Source organism: Amycolatopsis sp. NPDC049252, from assembly GCF_043197175.1.
GTDB lineage: Bacteria > Actinomycetota > Actinomycetes > Mycobacteriales > Pseudonocardiaceae > Amycolatopsis.
This window is the reverse complement of sequence record NZ_JBICSQ010000058.1, coordinates 26278-44108: the sequence shown is the minus strand read 5'-3', so window position 1 is coordinate 44108 and position 17831 is coordinate 26278. Positions and strand designations below refer to the sequence as shown.

The window sequence follows — 17831 nt, the reverse complement described above, 5'->3', positions numbered from 1 at the left end:
TTCGTGGCGTTTCGTAGGGTGGACGCATGGAGAGCGTGCGCCTGATCGACGAGTGGCCGGTGGACAACGCCGCGACGGCCGTGGTGGCCGCCGACGGGACCGTGGTGGGCCGCCACGGCGACACCGCGCGGAAGTTCCGGCTGGCCTCGGTCAGCAAGCCGCTGACCGCCTACGCGGCACTGATCGCGATCGAAGAGGGCGTCGTCGAGCTCGACACCCCGGCCGGCCCCGAGGGTTCGACCGTGCGGCACCTGCTCGCCCACACCTCCGGGCTCGCCTTCGACGCGCACAAGGCGATGGCCGCGCCGGGCACCCGGCGGCTCTACTCCAACGCCGGCTTCGAGCAGCTGGCCGACACGCTGGCCGAGCACTCCGGCATCCCCTTCGCGCAGTACCAGGCCGAGGCCCTGTTCGGGCCGCTCGGCATGACCGGCAGCAGCCTCGACGGCTCGCCCGCGTCCGGCGCGGTGTCCACTGTGGACGACCTGGCCGCCTTCGCGGCCGAGCTGCAGGCCCCGAAACTGCTTGCCCCGGCCACCGTCACCGAGGCCACGAACGTCGTCTTCCCCGGCCTTTCCGGTGTCCTGCCCGGGTTCGGCCACCAGAAGCCCAACGACTGGGGCCTCGGTTTCGAGATCCGCGACCACAAGAGCCCGCACTGGACCGGCTCGGCGAGCTCACCGCGGACCTTCGGGCACTTCGGGCAGTCGGGCACGTTCCTCTGGGTCGACCCGGACGCCGGCGCGGCCTGCGTCGCGCTGACCGACCGCGCCTTCGGGCCGTGGGCGGCCGAGGTCTGGCCGCGCTACACCGACGCCGTGCTGGCGGACCTGGGCGCGTGAAACGGCTCCTCCTTGCCGCACTGCTCCTGCTCGCCGCCTGCAGCGCGCCCGAAGCCGCGCCCGCGCCGCCGGTGTCGCCACCGCCGGCGGCCGCCGACGCTCCCCCGGCGCTGGGCACCAACGGTGCCGCGGTGCCCGCGCTGCACTGGACGCCGTGTCACGGCGGCTACCAGTGCACGCCCGCGTCCGTGCCGCTGAGCTACCGCGAGCCGAAGGGCCGGGCGATCACGCTCTCGGTGATCCGGCTCCCGGCGAGTGATCCCGGACGCCGGATCGGTTCGCTGTTCTTCAACTTCGGCGGCCCGGGCACCGACGGCGTCGGCGAGCTGACGCGGTTCGCCGCGCGCTACCCCGACGAGCTGCGCGCCCGGTTCGACCTGGTGAGCTTCGACCCGCGCGGGATCGGCGGGTCGGCGCCGATCAGCTGCCCGGGCGCGGACCACCCGCCGGCGACCCCGTCACCGCTGCGGCAGCCGGACGTCTTCTTCGCCGCGAGCGCGGCGCCCGGGAAGGCGTGCGCGGCCGGTTCCGGCGACCTGCCGGCCCACCTCTCGACGGCGAACGTCGCGCGGGACATGGACCTGCTGCGCCAGGCCGTCGGCGATCCGGCGCTGAACTTCTACGGTTACTCCTACGGCACCTACCTCGGCGGCACGTACGCGAACCTGTTCCCGGACAAGGTGCGCGCGATGACCCTCGACGGCACGCTCGACCTGGTCGCGAACGCCACCGGCAAGCCGGGGCAGGAGAAGCAGCCGGTCGACGTCCGGGCCGACGTCGCCGCCGCGCAGCAGCAGGAGCTGGACCAGTTCTTCACGGTGTGCGCCGCGGCCGGGCCGAAGTGCGCGTTCTCCGGCGGTGACCTCAAGGCGAAGTTCGCCGGCGTCTTCGCCCACGCTTCGCGCGGGGCGGGCGTGTCCTCCCTGATGCGGACGATCGACAGCGCGTTGTACCAGTCCGGCCGCTGGAAGCGCCTCGCCGAGACGTTCGCGGCCCTGCCGTCGGATCCGGGCGCCGCTTCGCCGGTGCTGGACCCGTACGTACCGACGCACTCCCCCAGCTTCCTGGCGGTCCAGTGCGTCGACAGCGACAACCCCTCGGCCCCGGCCGACTACGCCGCGCTCGCGGCGAGCGAAAGCAAGCGGCAGCCGTACTTCGGGCTCGGCGCGGTGTTTTCGATGGCGCAGTGCGCCGGCTGGCCCGCGCACGACGCCGACCGCTACACCGGCCCGTGGAACCGGGCCCGCAAGAACCCGGTGCTGGTGCTGAACAACCGGTTCGACCCGGCGACCCCGCTGCACAACGCCCAGGCGACGGCGGCGGAACTGGGCGACGGCCGGGTCCTGGTGGTCGACGGCTACGGCCACACGTCCCTGGACGTCCACAGCGCCTGCGCCACGGCGGCCGTGACCCGGTACCTGACCGACCTGGCCGTCCCGGCGGCGGGAACGACCTGTGCCCCGGACACGGTGCCGTTCCCCTGAACCGGAGCGGTCGTGAGTGGGAAACAGGGTTAGAACACTGTTTCTCACTCACGACCAACCCGCACCGCGCGTTCAGCCGGATGGCCGCGCCGGGCAGGGTCTTTGGACCCTGCCGCCGCCGTGGGCCGGGTGGTGTCATCTAGGGGTGCGGGCCCGCCGCCGGGCCGGTGCGGGGACCTCGGGCCCCGGCGGGCCGCACACCACTACTCCATGACGCGGATCGGGGACCCCGCCTGGAAGGCCGCGATGTCCTCGACCGCGTCGCCGTAGAAGATCTCGTAGACCTCCCGCGTGACGAAGCCGATGTGCGGGGTGAGGGTCGCGTTCTCGAGTGTCCTCAGTGGATGGTCGGCCGGGAACGGCTCGGTGTCGTAGACGTCGATCGCCGCGCGGATCACCTTGCGGCGCAACGCGTCCACCAACGCGGCCTCGTCGACGATCGGGCCGCGCGAGGTGTTCACCAGCAGCGCGCCCGGCTTCATCGCCGCGATTTCGTCCGCGCCGACCAGGCCGCGGCTGCGGTCGCTGAGCACGAGGTGGATCGACAGCACGTCCGAGCGGGCGAACAGGTCCTCTTTGGACACCGCCGTTACGCCGTGCGGCTCGGCCTTTTCCGGCGTGAGGTTCTGGCTCCAGGCGATGGTCTCCATCCCGAAGACCTGACCGATCTTCGCCGCGCCCGCGCCGAGCCGCCCGAGGCCGAGCAGGCCGAGCGTTTTGCCGTGCAGCATGGTGCCGACGCTCGTCTGCCAGCCGCCTTCGCGCATGGAGCGGAACTCTTGCGGCAGGTTGCGCGACGCCGCGAGGATCAGCGCCCACGTGTGCTCGGCGGTCGGCTCACCGATGTAGCCGGTGGCCGACACGACGACGCCGTTGCGCCGCGCGGCCGGCACGTCGATGGCCGCGTTCCGCTTGCCGGTGCTGACGAGCAGCTTCAGGTCGGGCAGCCGGTCGAGGACCTCGGCGGTGAACCGGGTCCGCTCGCGCATCGCGACGACCGCTTCGAAGCCCTGCAGCTGCTTGACGACGTCGTCCAGCGGCTCGGTGAAGACCGTGATGTCGGCCTCCAGCGAGTCCCAGTCCCCGAAGGTGCGGGAGACGTCCTGGTAGTCGTCGAGAATGGCGATCCGCATGATCTCACCGTAGCGGCACGAAGACGTCCACGCGGACCAGGTGATGGTCGGACGCGTCGTTCAGCCGGGACAGCTCGTCCGACGGCACCGGCCAGAACACCTCGGCGTACCGGGGCAGCAGGCCCTTCGACGGCAGCACGTGGTCCGTGCGCAGGTTGCCCGGCGTGACGTCGCCGAAGTCGCCGGTGTCGTAGAACGGGTCGCTCTTCTGGCCCACGTTCGCACCGCCCTGGGCCTGGGCGGCCGGCACGGCGCCGCGGCTGCCCGGGCGGGTCTGGATCACCCGGGGCGCGTTCAGCAGCTGCTGGATGGCGCCGGGCACGCTGTCGCCGTCGAGCGGGTCGGAGTTGTCGTCGCCCGCGACGACGAACCGCTCCCCCGCGCCCAGGCCGCCGCGGTGCCCGCGGTCGTCGCCCGTCGGGACGCCGGTGTTGACCGGCGCCGTGTAGCCGTACGGGTAGTCGATCGGCTTGGCGCCGTGCCGGCCCACGGCCAGGTAGTTCTTGCGGAACGCGTCGGCCGCGGCGTTGCCCGGCACGTAGTCGAACTCGTTGATCAGCTGGACGTCGGCGCGGTTGCGCTGCACGACCTCGGCGACCTTCTGCGCCTGGGCGTTGCCCGGCGTCGACAGGTCGGTCAGCAGCTGCCCGGCGGCGGCACGGTTGAGCGACGCGTTGAAGGCGGCGAAGCGGACACTCTGCCCGAAACTCGCGGAAGCGGAAGCGGCACGGCCAGCGCGACGAGCGCAGCCACCGTAAGCCCTACGGCGATGCGTTTCACGGTGGTACCTCCCGGTCGGCGGCCACCTTATGCGCCGAAAGCGCCCCGCCGAGCGACCGTCGGGTGAACAGGCGACGTGACCCAGCTCTCTTGAACGTGTTCAAAACTAGGCCTACAGTCCGCCTTGAACACGTTCAAAACTTGGAGGGACCATGGAACCCGTTGTTGTCGCCTACGCGCTCTACCTGCTGATCAGCATCCCGTTGACGGTGCTCGTCGCCCGGACGCTCAGCAAGCACGGCCGCACCTTCCTCACCCAGGTCTTCGAGGACAGCCCCGGCCTGGCCAACGCCGTCAACCAGCTGCTGGTCGTCGGCTTCTACCTGATCAGCCTCGGCTTCGTGACGCTCTTCCTGACCAGCCACGCCGACGTGCACGGCGCCCGCGAGGTGTTCGAGCTGCTGTCGGTGAAGGTCGGCGTAGTCGCGCTCGTGCTCGGCGTCATGCACCTGTTCAACGTGCTGGTGTTCAACGGCATCCGCCGCCGCCACCTGGCCCCGAAGGCCGTCCCGGTGCCCGGGCCGGTGCTCGCCGGCCGTCCCGTCCCCTACCCCGGCGCGCCCGGCCCGCAGGTCCCGCCCTTCCCCGCGCCCTGACGTGAGCGGCACTAACGTGCAGAGCGTGCCGAAGAGCGAGGAAACACGGTCCCTGATCGTCACCACCGCCATGCGGCTGTTCACCGAGAACGGCTACGACCGCACGACGATGCGCGCGATCGCCGCCGAGGCCGGGGTCTCGGTCGGGAACGCGTACTACTACTTCTCCTCGAAGGAACAGCTGATCCAGGGGTTCTACGACGAGATCGCGCGGCTGCACCTCGACGCCGCCCGCGCGCTGCTCACCGGCGAGCCCCGGTTCGCGGAGCGGCTGAAGGCCGTCCTGCTCTGCTGGCTGGAGCTGGCCGAGCCCTACCACCGCTTCGGGACGCAGTTCTTCGTCAACGCGGCCGACCCGGAGTCGCCGCTGAGCCCGTTCAGCGACGAGTCTTCGGCCGCCCGCAACGCCTCCATCGAGCTGATGCGCGAGGTCGTGGACGGCTCCGACGTCAAGCTCGACCCGGAGCTGCGCGCGCAGCTGCCCGAGCTGCTCTGGCTGTTCCAGATGGGTGTGGTGCTCTTCTGGGTGCACGACCGCTCGGCCCGCGAGAAGCGCAGCAAGATGCTGGTCGAGCGCAGTGTCCCGCTGCTGGCCCGGCTGGCCGCGCTCTCCCGGCTGCGGGTGTTCCGCCCCGTCAGCCGGGAGATCGTCGACCTGATCCAGGACCTCGCTAAGCGGGATTGACCGCCCGGAAGTACAGGAAGCGCGGCTTGCTCCGGAGGTTCTTCGCCCACTTCGGGTCGGTTTTGTCGGCTTCCGGCACCGGCATCGGCTCCACCAGGCGGTCGACGGCGAAGCCGGCGCCGCGGACCTCCTCGAACGTCCAGCTCAGCGGCCGCCGGTAGAACTGGACCGGGTGCTCGATGCCTTCGAGGCCGAAGTCGTCGTCGAGCAATTCGACCTCGAAGTAGTTCTCCTTGCCGAACCAGTGCCAGTCCTCGCCGGGGTGGTGCACGGAGAACACGAGGACGCCGCCGGGCTTGAGCACCCGCCGGAACTCGGCGAGGGTGGCGCCCCAGTCCTTCAGGTAGTGCAGCAGGAGCGACGCCGTGATGACGTCGATCGAGCCGTCCTCGACGGCCAGGGGCCGGGTGACGTCCGCCTGCTCGAAGCGGGCGACGTCGCCGAACTTGCGGCGGGCGACGGTGATCATGCCCGCGCTGGCGTCGACACCGAGGACGTCGGCGCCCCGCGCGGCCAGCAGCGCGCTCAGGTGCCCGGCCGCGCAGCCGACGTCCAGCACCCGCTTGCCCTCGACGTCGCCGGCCAGGTCCACGATCGCGGGCCGGTCGTAGAGGGCGTTGGTGACGGACTTCCCGGCGTGCTCGGCGTAGGCCTCGCTGTAGGCGTCGTACTGCTCGGCCCGCGCCCGGCCGATGATCTCCTCGATCACCTCGGTCTTGGCGTCGGCGTAGTTCTGGACGTACTTCCACTCCCGCGCGGCCAGCTCACGCTTCTTCGCCGCGTACAGCGCCAGCTCCTCCGGGTGCGAGCGCAGGCGTTCGCGGAAGAGCCGGTAGCGCGGCGTCTGGCCGTTGCCGGGTGAGTAGACGTGCAGGTTGATGTCCATGTCCGGGCCCTTGAAGCAGCGGTGCTTCTCCCAGTCCGGCTCGCGGATGACGAGCCGGTAGCCCGCGCCCTCCAGCGCCGGCAGGTAGGCGTCCTCCTCGTCGGAGTCCGGCACCTCGAGGAGGATGTCGACGATCGGCTTCGCGCACAGGCCCGGCACCGAGGTCGAGCCGACGTGGTCGAGGACGAGCGCCCGCTCCCCCAGGACGCTCCTGATCCGCGCGGCTTCACGCTCGAAAGCCTTGGGCCACTCCGGGTCGTAATCGACGAGGGTGACGGTCGAGTCGAGCTTCGGCGGCTCGCCGCCGACCCAGGCGTTCTCCAACTGGTCGTCGTCGAGTGCTTCTTGGCTGGTCATTCCGGTGGACCCCCTTGCTGAAGGCAGTCGGCCAGAATATCAACCCGGGGCAAGCGGATTTACCCGATCGGGAGCGGCAGGATGTTCCCGGTCGCCTCGCGCAGCGCGTCGCGCATCGCCGCGCGCGGTGCCGGGCGGCCGGTGAAGTGCTCGGCCTGGCCGAACGCCTGGTGCAGCAACATGTCCAGCCCGGTGGCGAGCCTGCCGCCGCGGGCCGCGACGGCCTCGGCGAGCGGCGTCGGCCACGGGTGGTAGATGACGTCGAGGACGTGCGCGACGGCCGCGAGGTCGGCCATGTGCGGCCGGACCGCGTCCGGCGGCACGGTGTTCACCAGCACCGCGGCTTCCGCCGCCAGCGCCGCGAAGTCCGTTTCGGCCCACCGCAGCACGTCGACGTCGAGCGAAGCACGCTTCGCCGCGTCGAGGGTTTCGGCCGCCCGCGCGGGATCCCGCACGACCAGGCGCACCTGTCGCACGCCCAGCGCGGCCAAGCCGACGACCGCCGCGGCCGCGGTACCGCCCGCGCCGAGCACGATCGCGGTGTCCGACGACGTCGGCGTGTACCCACCGGCCGCGCGCAGGGCGCCGGTGACCCCTTCGACGTCGGTGCAGTCGGCGAGCCAGCCCTTCGCGGTGCGGACCAGCGTGTTGGCCGCGCCGACCGCGGCCGCGCGCGGCGTCACCTCGTCCGCGTGGTCCAACGCCGCGCGCTTGCCCGGCATGGTGACCGAGAGCCCGGCCCACTCCGGGCCGAGGCCGTCGACGAACGCCGGGAGGTCCTCGGCGCCCGTCTCGATCCGCTCGTACGTCCAGCCGGTCAGGCCGAGCGCGCCGAACGCGGCGCCGTGCAGCACCGGGGACAGCGAGTGCGCCACCGGCCGGCCCAGGACCGCGGCCCGGCGAGGGGTCTCAGAAGACACCGCGTTCCTTGGCCAGGTCGACGTTCTTGCGGTGGTCGTCGAACGAGACCGCGAAGCAGGACAGGCCGTTCTTCTCGCACTTGACGAAGTACAGCCACTCGCCCTCGACGGGGTGCACCGCGGCCTGGATGGCCTCGGGGCTGGGCACCGAGATCGGGGTCGGCGTGAGGCCCGGGATCTTGTACGTGTTGTACGCCCCGGCCCGGGTCCGGTCCGCGTCGTTGGTCGCCAGGGTCGGCCGGTCCAGCACGTAGTTGACGGTGGAGTCCATCTGCAGCCGCATGGTGGCCGCCAGCCGGTTGTAGATCACCCGCGAGAGCTTGCCGAAGTCGGCCTTCACCGCCTCGCGCTCGATGATCGAGGCGATGATCAGCGTCTGGTACGGCGTCATCCCCGGGCCGGTCGACTGCGGGCTCAGGCCGGCGTTCTGGATCGCCTCGGTCGAGCTGCGGACCAGCTGGCCGACGATCTCCTGCGCGGTCGCCCCGGGCCGGACGTCGTAGAGCCCGGGCGCGATCAGGCCTTCCAGCCTGCGGTCCTTGCGGTCGGCCTTGTTCGCGTCCGCGACCGCCCAGTCGGGCACGCCGAGGGTCTTGAGGTCCGCGCCGTCGACGACCTTGCGCAGGTCGTCGGTGGTGACGCAGGTGCTCTTGCCGTTGAGCTGCGCGCACGACGCCTTCGCCATCAGGCTGTACACACCGGGCGTGACCTTGCCGTCGGGCTGGGTGATGTCGTCGAACTGCGTGTAGGGGCGGATCTCCAGCTGCCCCACCCGGGCGGTGGGCGAGACGATCCGGTCGACCGCGCTGGCCCCGGACATGTGCGACTTCATGACGTAGAAGCCGTGCTGGATCTTCGAGAGCTTCGGGTTGTCCTCGCCGGCCTTCACGAAGGCCTTGCTGCTGGCGACGACGCCGGCCGTCGTGAGCTTGGCGCCGATCGCCGACGTCGAGTCGCCGTCGTCGACCTGGAACAGGACGTCGCCGTCGCCGGCACCGTCGTAGTCCTCGTAGCCGAAGAACCTGTTGAAGCCGTAGTAGGCGCCGCCGGCGAGCAGGACGATCACCGCGACCGCGGCGATCCAGCCGAGCGCGCGCTTGCCCTTCTTCTTCCGGGGCTTCTTCTCCGGCTCGTCCTCGTAGTCCTCGTCGTACTCCCCGTCGTATTCCGGGTCGTACTCGGTCTCGTCGTAGTCGTCCGCGTATTCGCCGTCGTACTCGTCGTACTCCGCGTATTCGTCGTACTCGTCGCCGGCGAAGAGGTCGTCCTGGGCCGGCTCCTCGCGGGGCGCGTGGACGGGCTCGGGCGGGGGCGCCGGGGCCTGCGCCGGGATGATGTCGGTCACCGGCTCTTCGCGCGCCGGCGGGGGCGGCGGGCGGCGGCGCCGCGGCGGCTCGGCGCCGGGCGCGGGCACGCCGACAGAGCGGTCACCCGGTTGGCCGGTCCGCCGGGCGGGCGGCTGAGCGGCGGGAGCCGGCGGTTCGGCGGCCGCACGGCGCCGCTGCGGGGTTTCGAGCCCTTCGGCCGGTTCGGGAACCGCGCGGCGCGTCCGGATCTCCTCCGGCTCGGGAGCCGGACGGCCCCGCCGAGGCGGCTCGGCGACCTCTTCCGGCTCGGGGGCCGGGCGGCGCCGGCGCGGTGCCTGGACCTCGGCCTCGTCCGGTTCCGCGCGACGCCGTCTCGACACCGGCGCCTGCACCTCGGACCCCTCGTCGAGGCCGTGGCGGGCGCGGGCGGCCCGGGCGGGCGCGGCGCGCTGGGCGCGGGGGTCGAGCTCGTCGTCGACCGGGGGCAGCGTGTCCGGCGGCTCGAGCCGCCGACGGCGCCCGGTCGCGGGGGCGTCGCGGCGCGGGTCGGCGGGCGGCTGCCGCCGGGTCGGCTGGGGCAGCTCGTGCTGGCCGCTCGGGGCCTGCGGCCGGCGGGACGGCTGCGGAAGCTCGTGGTACCCGCTCGGCGCCTGCGCGCGGCGGGCTTCGGCGGCCCGCGGGTCACGCGGGTCGGCTCGGCGGGGCGCGGGCCGGGACGGCGGTGGGGCGGCGTCTTCCGGCTCACGCAGCCTCCGTCGGCCGCGCGGGCGCTCAGGCTGCTCGTCGTTCATCGGTCTCCCTCCCGGGCGCGGTGCGCAGCAGCGGCGTCGATCCAGGCCTGCAGGATCTCCACGGCGGCGGCCTGGTCGACCACCGCTCGCTGCTTGCGGCCTTTGACCCCGCGCTGGGAGAGGATGCGGGATGCGGTGACCGTGGTCAGCCGCTCGTCGCCCAGCCGGACCGGCACGGGCGCGACGCGCCCGGCCAGGCGTTCAGAATACGCGATCGCCAGCTCGGCCGCCGGACCCTGCCGGTTGGCGAGCGTACGCGGCAACCCCACGATCACCTCGACCACCTCGTGCTCGGTGACGAGGGCGGCCAGCTGGTCCAGATCACTGTCGTCGGTCGCATCGCGGGAGAGGGTAACCAATGGCGACGCGAGCACGGGGGCCGGATCGCTCAGAGCGACCCCGACCCGGACCGAGCCGACATCCACACCGAGCCGCCGGCCGCGGCCCGGATCGGACACTCCGGGCCGATCCGGGCCCCGGTTTCCGCGGTTAACCAATGCCGGCGATCGCCGCGCGCAGGGCCGTGACCGCATCGGCCGCGCCGGCCGGGTTCGTGCCACCGCCCTGGGCCATGTCGGGCTTGCCGCCGCCGCGGCCGCCGATCGCGCCGGCGAACGACGGGACGAGCTTGCCGGCCGCGATGCCCTTGTCCTGCGCCGCCTTCGTCGTCGCGACGACGAAGCTGAGCTTCTCGCCGGCCGGCGAGAACAGCGCCACGACGCCGGGCCGCGCGCCGAGGCGGCCGCGGATGTCCGACGCGAGCGCGCGCAGGCCGTTGCCGTCGACGTCCGGGACGACCTCGGCGACGACCGAGACGCCGTTGACGTCGACCGCCTTGTCGGCCAGCGCCCCCGTCGAGCCCAGCACCTGCTGGGTCTTCAGCTGGGCGATCTCCTTCTCGGCGTTCTTCAGCCGGGTCAGGACGTCCTCGATGCGGCCCGGCAGCTCGTCCGAGGGCACCTTGAAGGTGTTCGCCAGCTGCGAGACCAGCAGCTGCTCCTTGCGGACGTACTTGAGCGCGTCCGTGCCGACGAGCGCCTCGACGCGGTGCACGCCCGAGCCGATGGAGGCGTCGGAGACCAGCTTGACCAGGCCGAGCTGGCCGATCCGGTCCACGTGCGTGCCACCGCAGAGCTCGCGGGAGTACTCGCCCATGTCGACCACGCGGACGTCGTTGCCGTACTTCTCGCCGAACAGCGCGACCGCGCCGAGCTCGAGGGCCTTGTCCTTGGTCGTGGTGAAGCTGGTGACCTCGACGTCGGTCTGCAGGTAGTCGTTGACCTCCTGCTCGACCTCGGTGAGGACGTCCGCCGAGACCGAACCCGGCGTGGTGAAGTCGAACCGCATGCGGCCCGGCGAGTTCAGCGAGCCCGCCTGCGCCGCGCGCTTGCCGTAGGCGCCGCGGACCGCCGCGTGCACCAGGTGCGTCGCGGAGTGGGAGCGCTCGATGGACAGCCGGCGGTGCGCGTCGACCGAGCCGGTGACCTTGGAGTCGAGGCCGACCTCGCCGTCGAGCACCTCGACGCGGTGCACGAACAGCCCCGGGACGATCTTCTGGACGTCCAGGACCTTCAGCTCGACGCCGTCGCCGAGCAGCACGCCGGTGTCGGCGACCTGGCCACCGCTTTCGGCGTAGAACGGGGTGCGGTCGAGGACCAGCTCGGCCTTCTTGCCCGCCGAGACGCTGCGGACCGGCTGCCCGTCCTCCAGCAGCGCGACGACCTTGGCCTCGGCCTGCAGGTCGGTGTAGCCGAGGAACTCGGTCTCGCCGTGCTGCTCCAGGACCTTGCGGTACTCCGAGAGGTCGCCGTGGCCGGTCTTGCGCGACGCCGCGTCCGCCTTCGCGCGGGTCCGCTGCTCGTTCATGAGCGTGCGGAAGCCCTCCTCGTCGACGGTCAGGCCCTGCTCGGACGCCATCTCCAGGGTCAGGTCGATCGGGAAGCCGTAGGTGTCGTGCAGCTGGAACGCCTTGTCGCCGGCCAGCACGTCACCGCCGCCGCGCTTGGTCTCCTCGGCCGCCATGTCGAAGATGCGCGAACCGCTGGTCAGGGTCGAGAGGAAGGCCTCCTCCTCGATCCGGACGACCTCGTTGATCCGGTCGAAGCCGCTGACCAGCTCGGGGTAGGTCGGGCCCATCGTGTCGCGCACGACCTTCGCGAACTCCTGCAGCACCGGCTCGTGCACGCCCAGCAGGCGCGAGGAGCGGACGATGCGGCGCAGCAGCCGGCGCAGCACGTAGCCGCGGCCGTCGTTGCCCGGGGTGACGCCGTCACCGATCAGCATGACGCCGGTGCGGGCGTGGTCGGCGATCACGCGGAAGCGGACGTCGTCGGCGTGGTTGCCGCCGTAACGGCGGCCGGAGAACTCCTCCGCACGGCCGATGACCGGGCGCACCAGATCCGTCTCGTAGACGTTCTCGACGCCCTGCAGGATCGTCGCGACGCGCTCGACGCCCATGCCGGTGTCGATGTTCTTCTTCGGCAGCTCACCGATCGGCTTGTGCCCGAGCTTGGGGCTCAGCTCGCCGCGGATGTCCTGCATGAAGACGAGGTTCCAGATCTCGATGTAGCGGTCCTCGTCGGCGACCGGGCCGCCCTCGCGGCCGTACGCCGGGCCGCGGTCGTAGTAGATCTCCGAGCACGGACCGCCGGGACCGGGCACGCCCATGTCCCAGTAGTTGTCCTTGCCGTCGCGCGACTGAATGCGCTCGCCGGGCAGCCCGGTGAGCTTGCGCCACAGGCCGGCGGCTTCGGAGTCGTCCTCGTAGACCGTCGCCCAGATCCGGTTCGGGTCGAGGCCGTAGCCGCCTTCGCTCTGGGGCTTGGTGATCAGCTCCCAGGCGTTCTCGATGGCGCCTTCCTTGAAGTAGTCGCCGAAGGAGAAGTTGCCGGCCATCTGGAAGAACGTGTTGTGCCGGGTGGTCTTGCCGACCTCGTCGATGTCCGGGGTGCGCACGCACTTCTGCACGGAGGTCGCGCGCGGGTACGGCGGCGGCGCCTCACCGAGGAAGTACGGCTTGAACTGGACCATGCCGGCGTTGACGAACAGCAGGTTCGGGTCGTCAAGGATCAGCGGCGCGCTCGGCACGCGCGTGTGACCCTTGCTCTCGAAATGGCGCAGGAAACGGTCGGTGATTTCGTGTGTGTCCACGGGTCAAGGTCCTTGTGCTGGTGCCGGAGTAGGGGTGACGACGGCGGCGGAAGGGTCCGGGCGCGGCCCGGTCAGCCTTCCGCCCGGCGAGCTCGCCGGACGGGGCGCCGGGCGGCGGCGTGCCTGCCCTCGGCGCGCGGCGCCGTGACGCCCGTCCGCTCCTCGACCATGTCGTGCAACTCCTGCTCCCGCTCGTTCATGCCGGCGCGCACCTCGGCGCCGAAGGAACCCACGGCACCCGCCAGCTCGCGTACGGCGTCGCCCAGGTTCGATGCTAACCCCGCGGGAGTGGCCTGACGAGCGGTTTCGGCGGCCTTGCGGGACAGCGCGACGCCGGCGGCCACGCCGACACCGAGCCAGAACAGCCGCTTCACTTCGCGGCCTTCTTCGCGGCTTTCGCGGCGCTCTTCTTCCGGCGCGCGCGGATCGCCTTGCTGAGGCCGTAGGACAACGCCGCGGTCTTGACGAGCGGGCCGCCCAGCGTCGCGGTGAACACCGACGTCAGCGCGGAGACGTTGCCGGTGACGGCCTGCGCGTTCGACGTGATCCCGTCCACCCGCTCCAGCTGGGTGTTGACGTGGGTGATCGTCTGGTTCGCGCCGATCAGCAGCGGGTCGGTGTTGCTGTTGGTCCGCTCGATCGCCTCGGTGGCCGCGTCCAGCGTCTTGCCGAGCTTGATCAGCGGGATCGCCAGCAGGACGACCAGCACCACGAATGCTCCTGCGGCGATCAACGCGGCGATCTGCCCTGCCGACACGGGCCCTCCTCGGTTCAGTGTGACTTGGCGTCTTGGGTGCTGGTGAGGTTACCGCCTGGCCGGGTCCCCGACCGTGTCACCCCGCCGCCCGGTTCAGCGGGCCGGAAAACGCCTCGCTCCCCGCGAGGGCCACGCGGTACACCTGGGCGATGGGACACGACGACGGGCCCGGGCACCGGGTGCTCGCCGGGCCGGGCGGGACCGCGGCCGACGTGCTGGCCGGGCTGCCGGGCGCGGACCTGACGACCGTCCAGCTGGAGGTGGCGCGGCGGCGGGCGGCCCGGCTGTCGGCCGCGGACGTCCGGCGCCGGTACGGGACCGACCGGTTCGTCGGCCCCAGCCCGCTGCCGTTCGCCTTGCTGCGCCGGGTCGAGGACACGCTGCTGGCCGCGGCGCCGGCTTTCGAGCCGGTGACGCTGGCGCCGTTGACCCCGCTCGGGACCCACTCGGTGGTCACCGGGCTGGCCCAGCACCGGGTGGTGCCGACCGGCCGCGGCACCGAGGTCGCCGCCGATCCGACGACCGGGCTGGCTCTCGAAGCGGCGGTCCGGCGGTCCGGGACTGGTGCGGTGCGGCTCGCGGCCGTGCAGCGCGTGGTGCGCGCCCAGCAGGTCGCCGCGGGACTGTTCGCGCACTTCTCGCTGTTCGGCGCGGTGACGGCCGGGCGGGACACCGGGAACCTGGCGTTCGAGCGGCAGCACGTCACCGAGCACGCGCGGCTGATGGCGGCCGGGTGCCGCGCGCTGGGCGCGACGGAGGTCGAGCTGGCCGTGACCGTGCTGGACCCGCGGTTCGCCGGGCTGCTCGACGACGTGGACGTGCCGATCCGGCCGTACCCGGACCGCGAAGGCGGGCGGGGCGGGTACTACGAAGGACTCTGCTTCAAGGTCTACGCGTCCTTCGGCGGCGAACTCGCCGAGGTCGGCGACGGCGGCTTCACGCCGTGGACGCGCCGGCTCCTGGGCAACGCCAAGGAGCGCCTGATGACGAGCGGCCTGGGTGTCGACCGGCTAGCCACGCTCCTTTAGCACCGCGCGGTAGAGCACCGCCATGTCCTCTTCGCCGTGGCCGGCCTCGACCGCGGCTTCCAGGTGCGAGAGGACCGCCCGAGCGCCCGCCACGTCGACGTCGTCGCCCGCGGCCTCGACCACCAGGCGGGCGTCCTTCGCCGCCAGGTCCGCCGGGAACGACGCCGGGTACTCGCCCGACAGCATCGCCGCGCCCTTCACGTGCGCGTAGCCGACGTCGAGGCCGCCGCCCTTGATCGTCTCCAAGAACAGGGCCGGGTCCAGGCCCAGCGCCTTGGCCAGGCCGAGGCTCTCGGCGGTGCCGTTCGTCAGCGTGAGCACCCACGCGTTCATCACCAGCTTGAGGCGGCTGCCCTGGCCGGCCGGCCCGAGCCACAGCGTGCGGATGCCGACCGCGTCGAACACCGGGGTCGCGGCGGGCCGCGCCTCCTCCGGGCCGGACGCCAGGACCTGCAGCTGGGCCTGCTCCGCCGGCTGCCGGGTGCCGAGCACCGGGGCGTCGACGAACACCACGCCCGCCTTCTCCGCCAGCGCGGCGAGGCGGTCGGTCCAGTCGAGCCCGACCGTGCTCATCTGCAGCCACAGCGTGCCCGAAGCGGGCGAAGCGGCTTCGAACGCCGAAGCGACGGCCGGGCCGTCGGCGAGCATCGTCACCAGGATATCGGCGCCGTCGGCCGCGGCGGCCGCCGAATCGGCCACCGTCGCGACGTCGGCGAGCGGCTCGGCCTTCTCCCGCGTGCGGTTCCAGACGCGGACCTCGAGGCCCGCCTTCGCGATGTTGGCCGCCATCGCGGCGCCCATGATCCCGGTACCGAGGAATCCGATGCTCATACCGCCATCGTGCCGAACCCGGCGCCGCCCCGCAGCCCGAGATCCGCACCGCGGAAGGGTTTTACGGCACATCCCTCGCAAAGACGCCGTCAGGGCAGAGAAAACCGGGCGTCAGTAGTCGCCGAGGAGGCAGAACGGGTGGCCCGCCGGGTCGGCGTAGACGCGCCACCCCCGGCCGCCCAGGTCGGGGTCGAGCAGCCGGCCGCCGTAGGCGAGGACCTGGTGGTGCGTCTCGGCGAGGTTGTCGACCTCGAAGTCGAGGTGGAACTGCTGCGGGTACGACGGGTCCGGCCAGCGCGGCGGCCGGTAGTCGAGCGCGCGCTGGAAGCCCAGGACCAGACCGTTCACGTGCAGGGTCGACCAGTCCTCGTCCACCCGCCAGCGGGGGTCCGGCCGGTCGACCTCGCCACCCATGATCGCTTGGTAGAAGTAGGCGAGCTGAGCCGGTTCGGGACAGTCCAGGACGATGCACTGCAGCGTCGCGGGCACGGGAATGCCTCCTGCCTTCGCTGGGCCGCCCCCCTTGGTTCAGGCCGCCCCAAGGCGCGAAGCATACGAAACCCGATGATCTTGAAGTGCGCGGCCCACGTTCGGTGCGGGCCCCGGCACCCACCGTGCGGGGCCCGCACCCGATCGTCAGGCGTCGCCGGGGTCCGAACCGACCTGCGCCCGGCCGGTGAAACCGCCCGACGCGGTGTGCAGTCCCGCGGTGCGGCGCAAGGAGAACCGGTCGATTTCGACGCCGTCGTTGCGCAGGGTCCGCACGGTCAGCGTGGTCTTGCGGCCGAACCACGCGGGCTCGACGTCGATCGCGAGGAACGAGTAGCCGGTGTAGCGCACGCGCGACCAGCCGACGGTCTCCGTCTCCTTCCCGCCGCCCTTCACCCAGTGGTAGCTGGTGAACTCGCCGTCGAAGGTGTCCGGCACCGGGAAGCTGTAGACGCTCCGGCCGCCGCCACCGCACGTGGCGTAGACGGTGCCGTCGCGGTCCGGGTCGACGGTGTCGCCGATCGCGACCTTCTTGGTGACGCGGCCGCCGCGCAGCGCGTCGGTGCGCTCGTAGATGTGGTTGTGCCCGTTGACGACCAGGTCGACGTGGAACTGGTCGAACAGCGGCACCCACTCCTCCCGCACGCCGCCTTCGGACGCGTGCTGGTTGGTCGTCGAGTAGGCGCAGTGGTGGAAGAACACCACGATGAAGTCGACGTCCGGCTGCAGCCGCAGGTACCGCAGGCGGCGCTTGAGCCACGCGGTCTGCGAGCCGTGCGAGTAACCGCGGTTGGCCGGGATCTCGTACGAAACGTCGTTGGCGTCCAAGGAGATCACGCCGACGTTGCCGTAGATGAACGAATACACGCTCGGGCAGTCGGCCGGGCCGCTGCCGGGGAAGTCCCAGCGCTTGGTCTGGCCGCCGTAGCCGTCGGGCGAGTACAGCGCTTCCATGTCGTGGTTGCCGGTGGTGACCATCCACGGCACGGACGCCGCGACGCCTTCGATCTGGTTGTAGTAGGCGTCCCAGACCTTCGGGTCGTACAGGTCGTGGCCGCCGTCGGCGACCGGGCCGGGCGGGAGGCCAGCGCCGCTCGGGTCGGCGTAGGCGATGTCGCCGGCGAGCAGGTGGAACCGCGGGTGCTGCTTCGCGACCGCGCCGTCCTGGGCCAGCGCCGTCGTCGACACACCTTGGTCGCCGAACGCGGTGAAGGTGAACTTCCCCGCCGGGAACCCGCGGGCGGGCGCGGTGGTGAACGTCGAGAGCGCCGCGGTGCCGCCGTCGCCGTTCGCCGGGTCGTAGCCGTCGTGGCCGACCGCGTAGGTGTAGGTGCGGCCCGGGGTCAGGCGGCTCGCCTCGGCGTGCAGGTAGTACTGGTCGTACGGCGCGATGACTCCGGCGACCTCGGAGTGCAGGGCCCGCGTCTCGGCGGGAATCCGTTGTCCCCACTGATATCCATGGCGGTCGTGGTGTTCGGCGACGCGCAGGAACGGGTTCTTCACGCGGGCCGGCACCTGCCACGCGACGCGGATGTCCGTGCGCGGGTTGCGCCCGAAGGCGAGGTGACGGCCGGCCGGGGCGACCTTCGCGCCGTCGGCGTAGGCCGTGCCGGGCAGCAGGAGCGGGCCGGCGGCGAGCAGCGCGCCGGTGGCGGCCGCGCCCTTGAACAGGGAACGTCGGGAGAGGTACTCGTGCTGCTCGGCCATGGTCAGGCGGGCGGCCAGTGCGTCGGGAACGCCGACTCTCGGGATTTCCATGCGCGGATGCTCGCCGACGGATATGCCCGCTTCGCGT

General features: G+C 72.1%; 16 protein-coding genes and 1 pseudogene. 5 read left to right on the top strand and 12 right to left on the bottom strand.

The window, feature by feature from the left end:
- Positions 1-26: 26 nt before the first annotated feature.
- Both ACGFMK_RS36310 and ACGFMK_RS36305 read left to right on the top strand, forming a co-directional pair.
- Positions 27-842 (top strand): serine hydrolase domain-containing protein, encoded by an 816-nt coding sequence (locus ACGFMK_RS36310; protein ID WP_392773239.1) that lies wholly within the window; start codon positions 27-29, stop codon positions 840-842.
- Positions 839-2326 carry an alpha/beta fold hydrolase gene (locus ACGFMK_RS36305; protein WP_392773236.1) on the top strand — a complete coding sequence of 496 codons (1488 nt, stop codon included), beginning with the start codon at positions 839-841 and terminating at the stop codon, positions 2324-2326. Before ACGFMK_RS36310 ends, ACGFMK_RS36305 begins: the two co-directional genes overlap by 4 nt.
- Before the next feature lie 203 nt (positions 2327-2529).
- Here the strand turns inward: ACGFMK_RS36305 and ACGFMK_RS36300 are convergent, their stop codons facing one another.
- Both ACGFMK_RS36300 and ACGFMK_RS36295 read right to left on the bottom strand, forming a co-directional pair.
- On the bottom strand, positions 2530-3459 hold the full coding sequence (locus tag ACGFMK_RS36300; protein ID WP_392773233.1) for a D-2-hydroxyacid dehydrogenase family protein: 930 nt from the start codon (positions 3457-3459) through the stop codon (positions 2530-2532).
- A 4-nt stretch (positions 3460-3463) separates the two neighbouring features.
- Positions 3464-4239, bottom strand: a pseudogene (locus ACGFMK_RS36295) (endonuclease/exonuclease/phosphatase family protein).
- Positions 4240-4391: 152 nt separating this feature from the next.
- Here ACGFMK_RS36295 and ACGFMK_RS36290 point away from each other — a divergent pair.
- The gene (locus ACGFMK_RS36290; RefSeq protein WP_392773231.1) at positions 4392-4835 is read left to right on the top strand and encodes a hypothetical protein; all 444 of its coding nucleotides are present in this window, start codon (positions 4392-4394) and stop codon (positions 4833-4835) included.
- Positions 4836-4860: 25 nt separating this feature from the next.
- On the top strand, positions 4861-5520 hold the full coding sequence (locus tag ACGFMK_RS36285) for a TetR family transcriptional regulator (RefSeq protein ID WP_392773228.1): 660 nt from the start codon (positions 4861-4863) through the stop codon (positions 5518-5520).
- On the opposite strand, the gene ACGFMK_RS36280 is transcribed toward ACGFMK_RS36285, so the two are convergent.
- From ACGFMK_RS36280 to ACGFMK_RS36250, 7 genes are all read right to left on the bottom strand, one after another.
- Entirely contained in the window at positions 5507-6763 is a 1257-nt protein-coding gene (locus tag ACGFMK_RS36280) for a GrpB family protein (RefSeq protein ID WP_392773225.1), read from the bottom strand. The genes ACGFMK_RS36285 and ACGFMK_RS36280 overlap by 14 nt on opposite strands.
- A 59-nt stretch (positions 6764-6822) precedes the next feature.
- Positions 6823-7683, bottom strand: a complete 861-nt coding sequence (locus ACGFMK_RS36275; RefSeq protein ID WP_392773222.1) for a shikimate dehydrogenase — start codon at positions 7681-7683, stop codon at positions 6823-6825.
- Positions 7673-9781: an endolytic transglycosylase MltG gene (gene mltG / locus ACGFMK_RS36270; protein WP_392773219.1), complete on the bottom strand. Its 2109-nt coding sequence runs from the start codon at positions 9779-9781 to the stop codon at positions 7673-7675. The genes ACGFMK_RS36275 and mltG overlap by 11 nt, the downstream gene beginning before the upstream one ends.
- Positions 9778-10314, bottom strand: a complete 537-nt coding sequence (ruvX, locus tag ACGFMK_RS36265; RefSeq protein WP_392773216.1) for a Holliday junction resolvase RuvX — start codon at positions 10312-10314, stop codon at positions 9778-9780. The genes mltG and ruvX overlap by 4 nt, the downstream gene beginning before the upstream one ends.
- Positions 10271-12931, bottom strand: coding sequence for an alanine--tRNA ligase (alaS, locus tag ACGFMK_RS36260; protein ID WP_392773213.1), 2661 nt, complete (start codon positions 12929-12931; stop codon positions 10271-10273). Before alaS ends, ruvX begins: the two co-directional genes overlap by 44 nt.
- Positions 12932-13002: 71 nt before the next feature.
- The gene (locus tag ACGFMK_RS36255; RefSeq protein WP_392773212.1) at positions 13003-13305 is read right to left on the bottom strand and encodes a hypothetical protein; all 303 of its coding nucleotides are present in this window, start codon (positions 13303-13305) and stop codon (positions 13003-13005) included.
- Positions 13302-13688 carry a DUF948 domain-containing protein gene (locus ACGFMK_RS36250; protein ID WP_323335218.1) on the bottom strand — a complete coding sequence of 129 codons (387 nt, stop codon included), beginning with the start codon at positions 13686-13688 and terminating at the stop codon, positions 13302-13304. The genes ACGFMK_RS36255 and ACGFMK_RS36250 overlap by 4 nt, the downstream gene beginning before the upstream one ends.
- Before the next feature lie 149 nt (positions 13689-13837).
- Here ACGFMK_RS36250 and ACGFMK_RS36245 point away from each other — a divergent pair, with 149 nt between their 5' ends.
- On the top strand, positions 13838-14716 hold the full coding sequence (locus ACGFMK_RS36245) for a hypothetical protein (RefSeq protein WP_392773209.1): 879 nt from the start codon (positions 13838-13840) through the stop codon (positions 14714-14716).
- On the opposite strand, the gene ACGFMK_RS36240 is transcribed toward ACGFMK_RS36245, so the two are convergent.
- From ACGFMK_RS36240 to ACGFMK_RS36230, 3 genes are all read right to left on the bottom strand, one after another.
- Positions 14699-15547: an NAD(P)-dependent oxidoreductase gene (locus ACGFMK_RS36240; RefSeq protein WP_392773207.1), complete on the bottom strand. Its 849-nt coding sequence runs from the start codon at positions 15545-15547 to the stop codon at positions 14699-14701. The genes ACGFMK_RS36245 and ACGFMK_RS36240 overlap by 18 nt on opposite strands.
- Before the next feature lie 111 nt (positions 15548-15658).
- Positions 15659-16036 carry a VOC family protein gene (locus tag ACGFMK_RS36235; RefSeq protein ID WP_392773204.1) on the bottom strand — a complete coding sequence of 126 codons (378 nt, stop codon included), beginning with the start codon at positions 16034-16036 and terminating at the stop codon, positions 15659-15661.
- Positions 16037-16183: 147 nt separating this feature from the next.
- Complete coding sequence (locus ACGFMK_RS36230) at positions 16184-17794, bottom strand: purple acid phosphatase family protein (RefSeq protein ID WP_392773202.1); 1611 nt, start codon at positions 17792-17794, stop codon at positions 16184-16186.
- Positions 17795-17831: the final 37 nt, after the last annotated feature.

What these genes read in the sequence shown, in the direction of transcription:
- ACGFMK_RS36310 (WP_392773239.1), top strand. Translation starts at nt 27, where the DNA reads ATGGAGAGCGTGCGCCTGATCGACGAGTGGCCGGTGGACAACGCCGCG.
- ACGFMK_RS36300 (WP_392773233.1), bottom strand. Translation starts at nt 3,459, where the DNA reads ATGCGGATCGCCATTCTCGACGACTACCAGGACGTCTCCCGCACCTTC.
- ACGFMK_RS36290 (WP_392773231.1), top strand. Translation starts at nt 4,392, where the DNA reads ATGGAACCCGTTGTTGTCGCCTACGCGCTCTACCTGCTGATCAGCATC.
- ACGFMK_RS36280 (WP_392773225.1), bottom strand. Translation starts at nt 6,763, where the DNA reads ATGACCAGCCAAGAAGCACTCGACGACGACCAGTTGGAGAACGCCTGG.
- mltG (WP_392773219.1), bottom strand. Translation starts at nt 9,781, where the DNA reads ATGAACGACGAGCAGCCTGAGCGCCCGCGCGGCCGACGGAGGCTGCGT.
- ruvX (WP_392773216.1), bottom strand. Translation starts at nt 10,314, where the DNA reads ATGCGGTCACGGCCCTGCGCGCGGCGATCGCCGGCATTGGTTAACCGC.
- ACGFMK_RS36245 (WP_392773209.1), top strand. Translation starts at nt 13,838, where the DNA reads ATGGGACACGACGACGGGCCCGGGCACCGGGTGCTCGCCGGGCCGGGC.
- ACGFMK_RS36240 (WP_392773207.1), bottom strand. Translation starts at nt 15,547, where the DNA reads ATGAGCATCGGATTCCTCGGTACCGGGATCATGGGCGCCGCGATGGCG.
- ACGFMK_RS36230 (WP_392773202.1), bottom strand. Translation starts at nt 17,794, where the DNA reads ATGGAAATCCCGAGAGTCGGCGTTCCCGACGCACTGGCCGCCCGCCTG.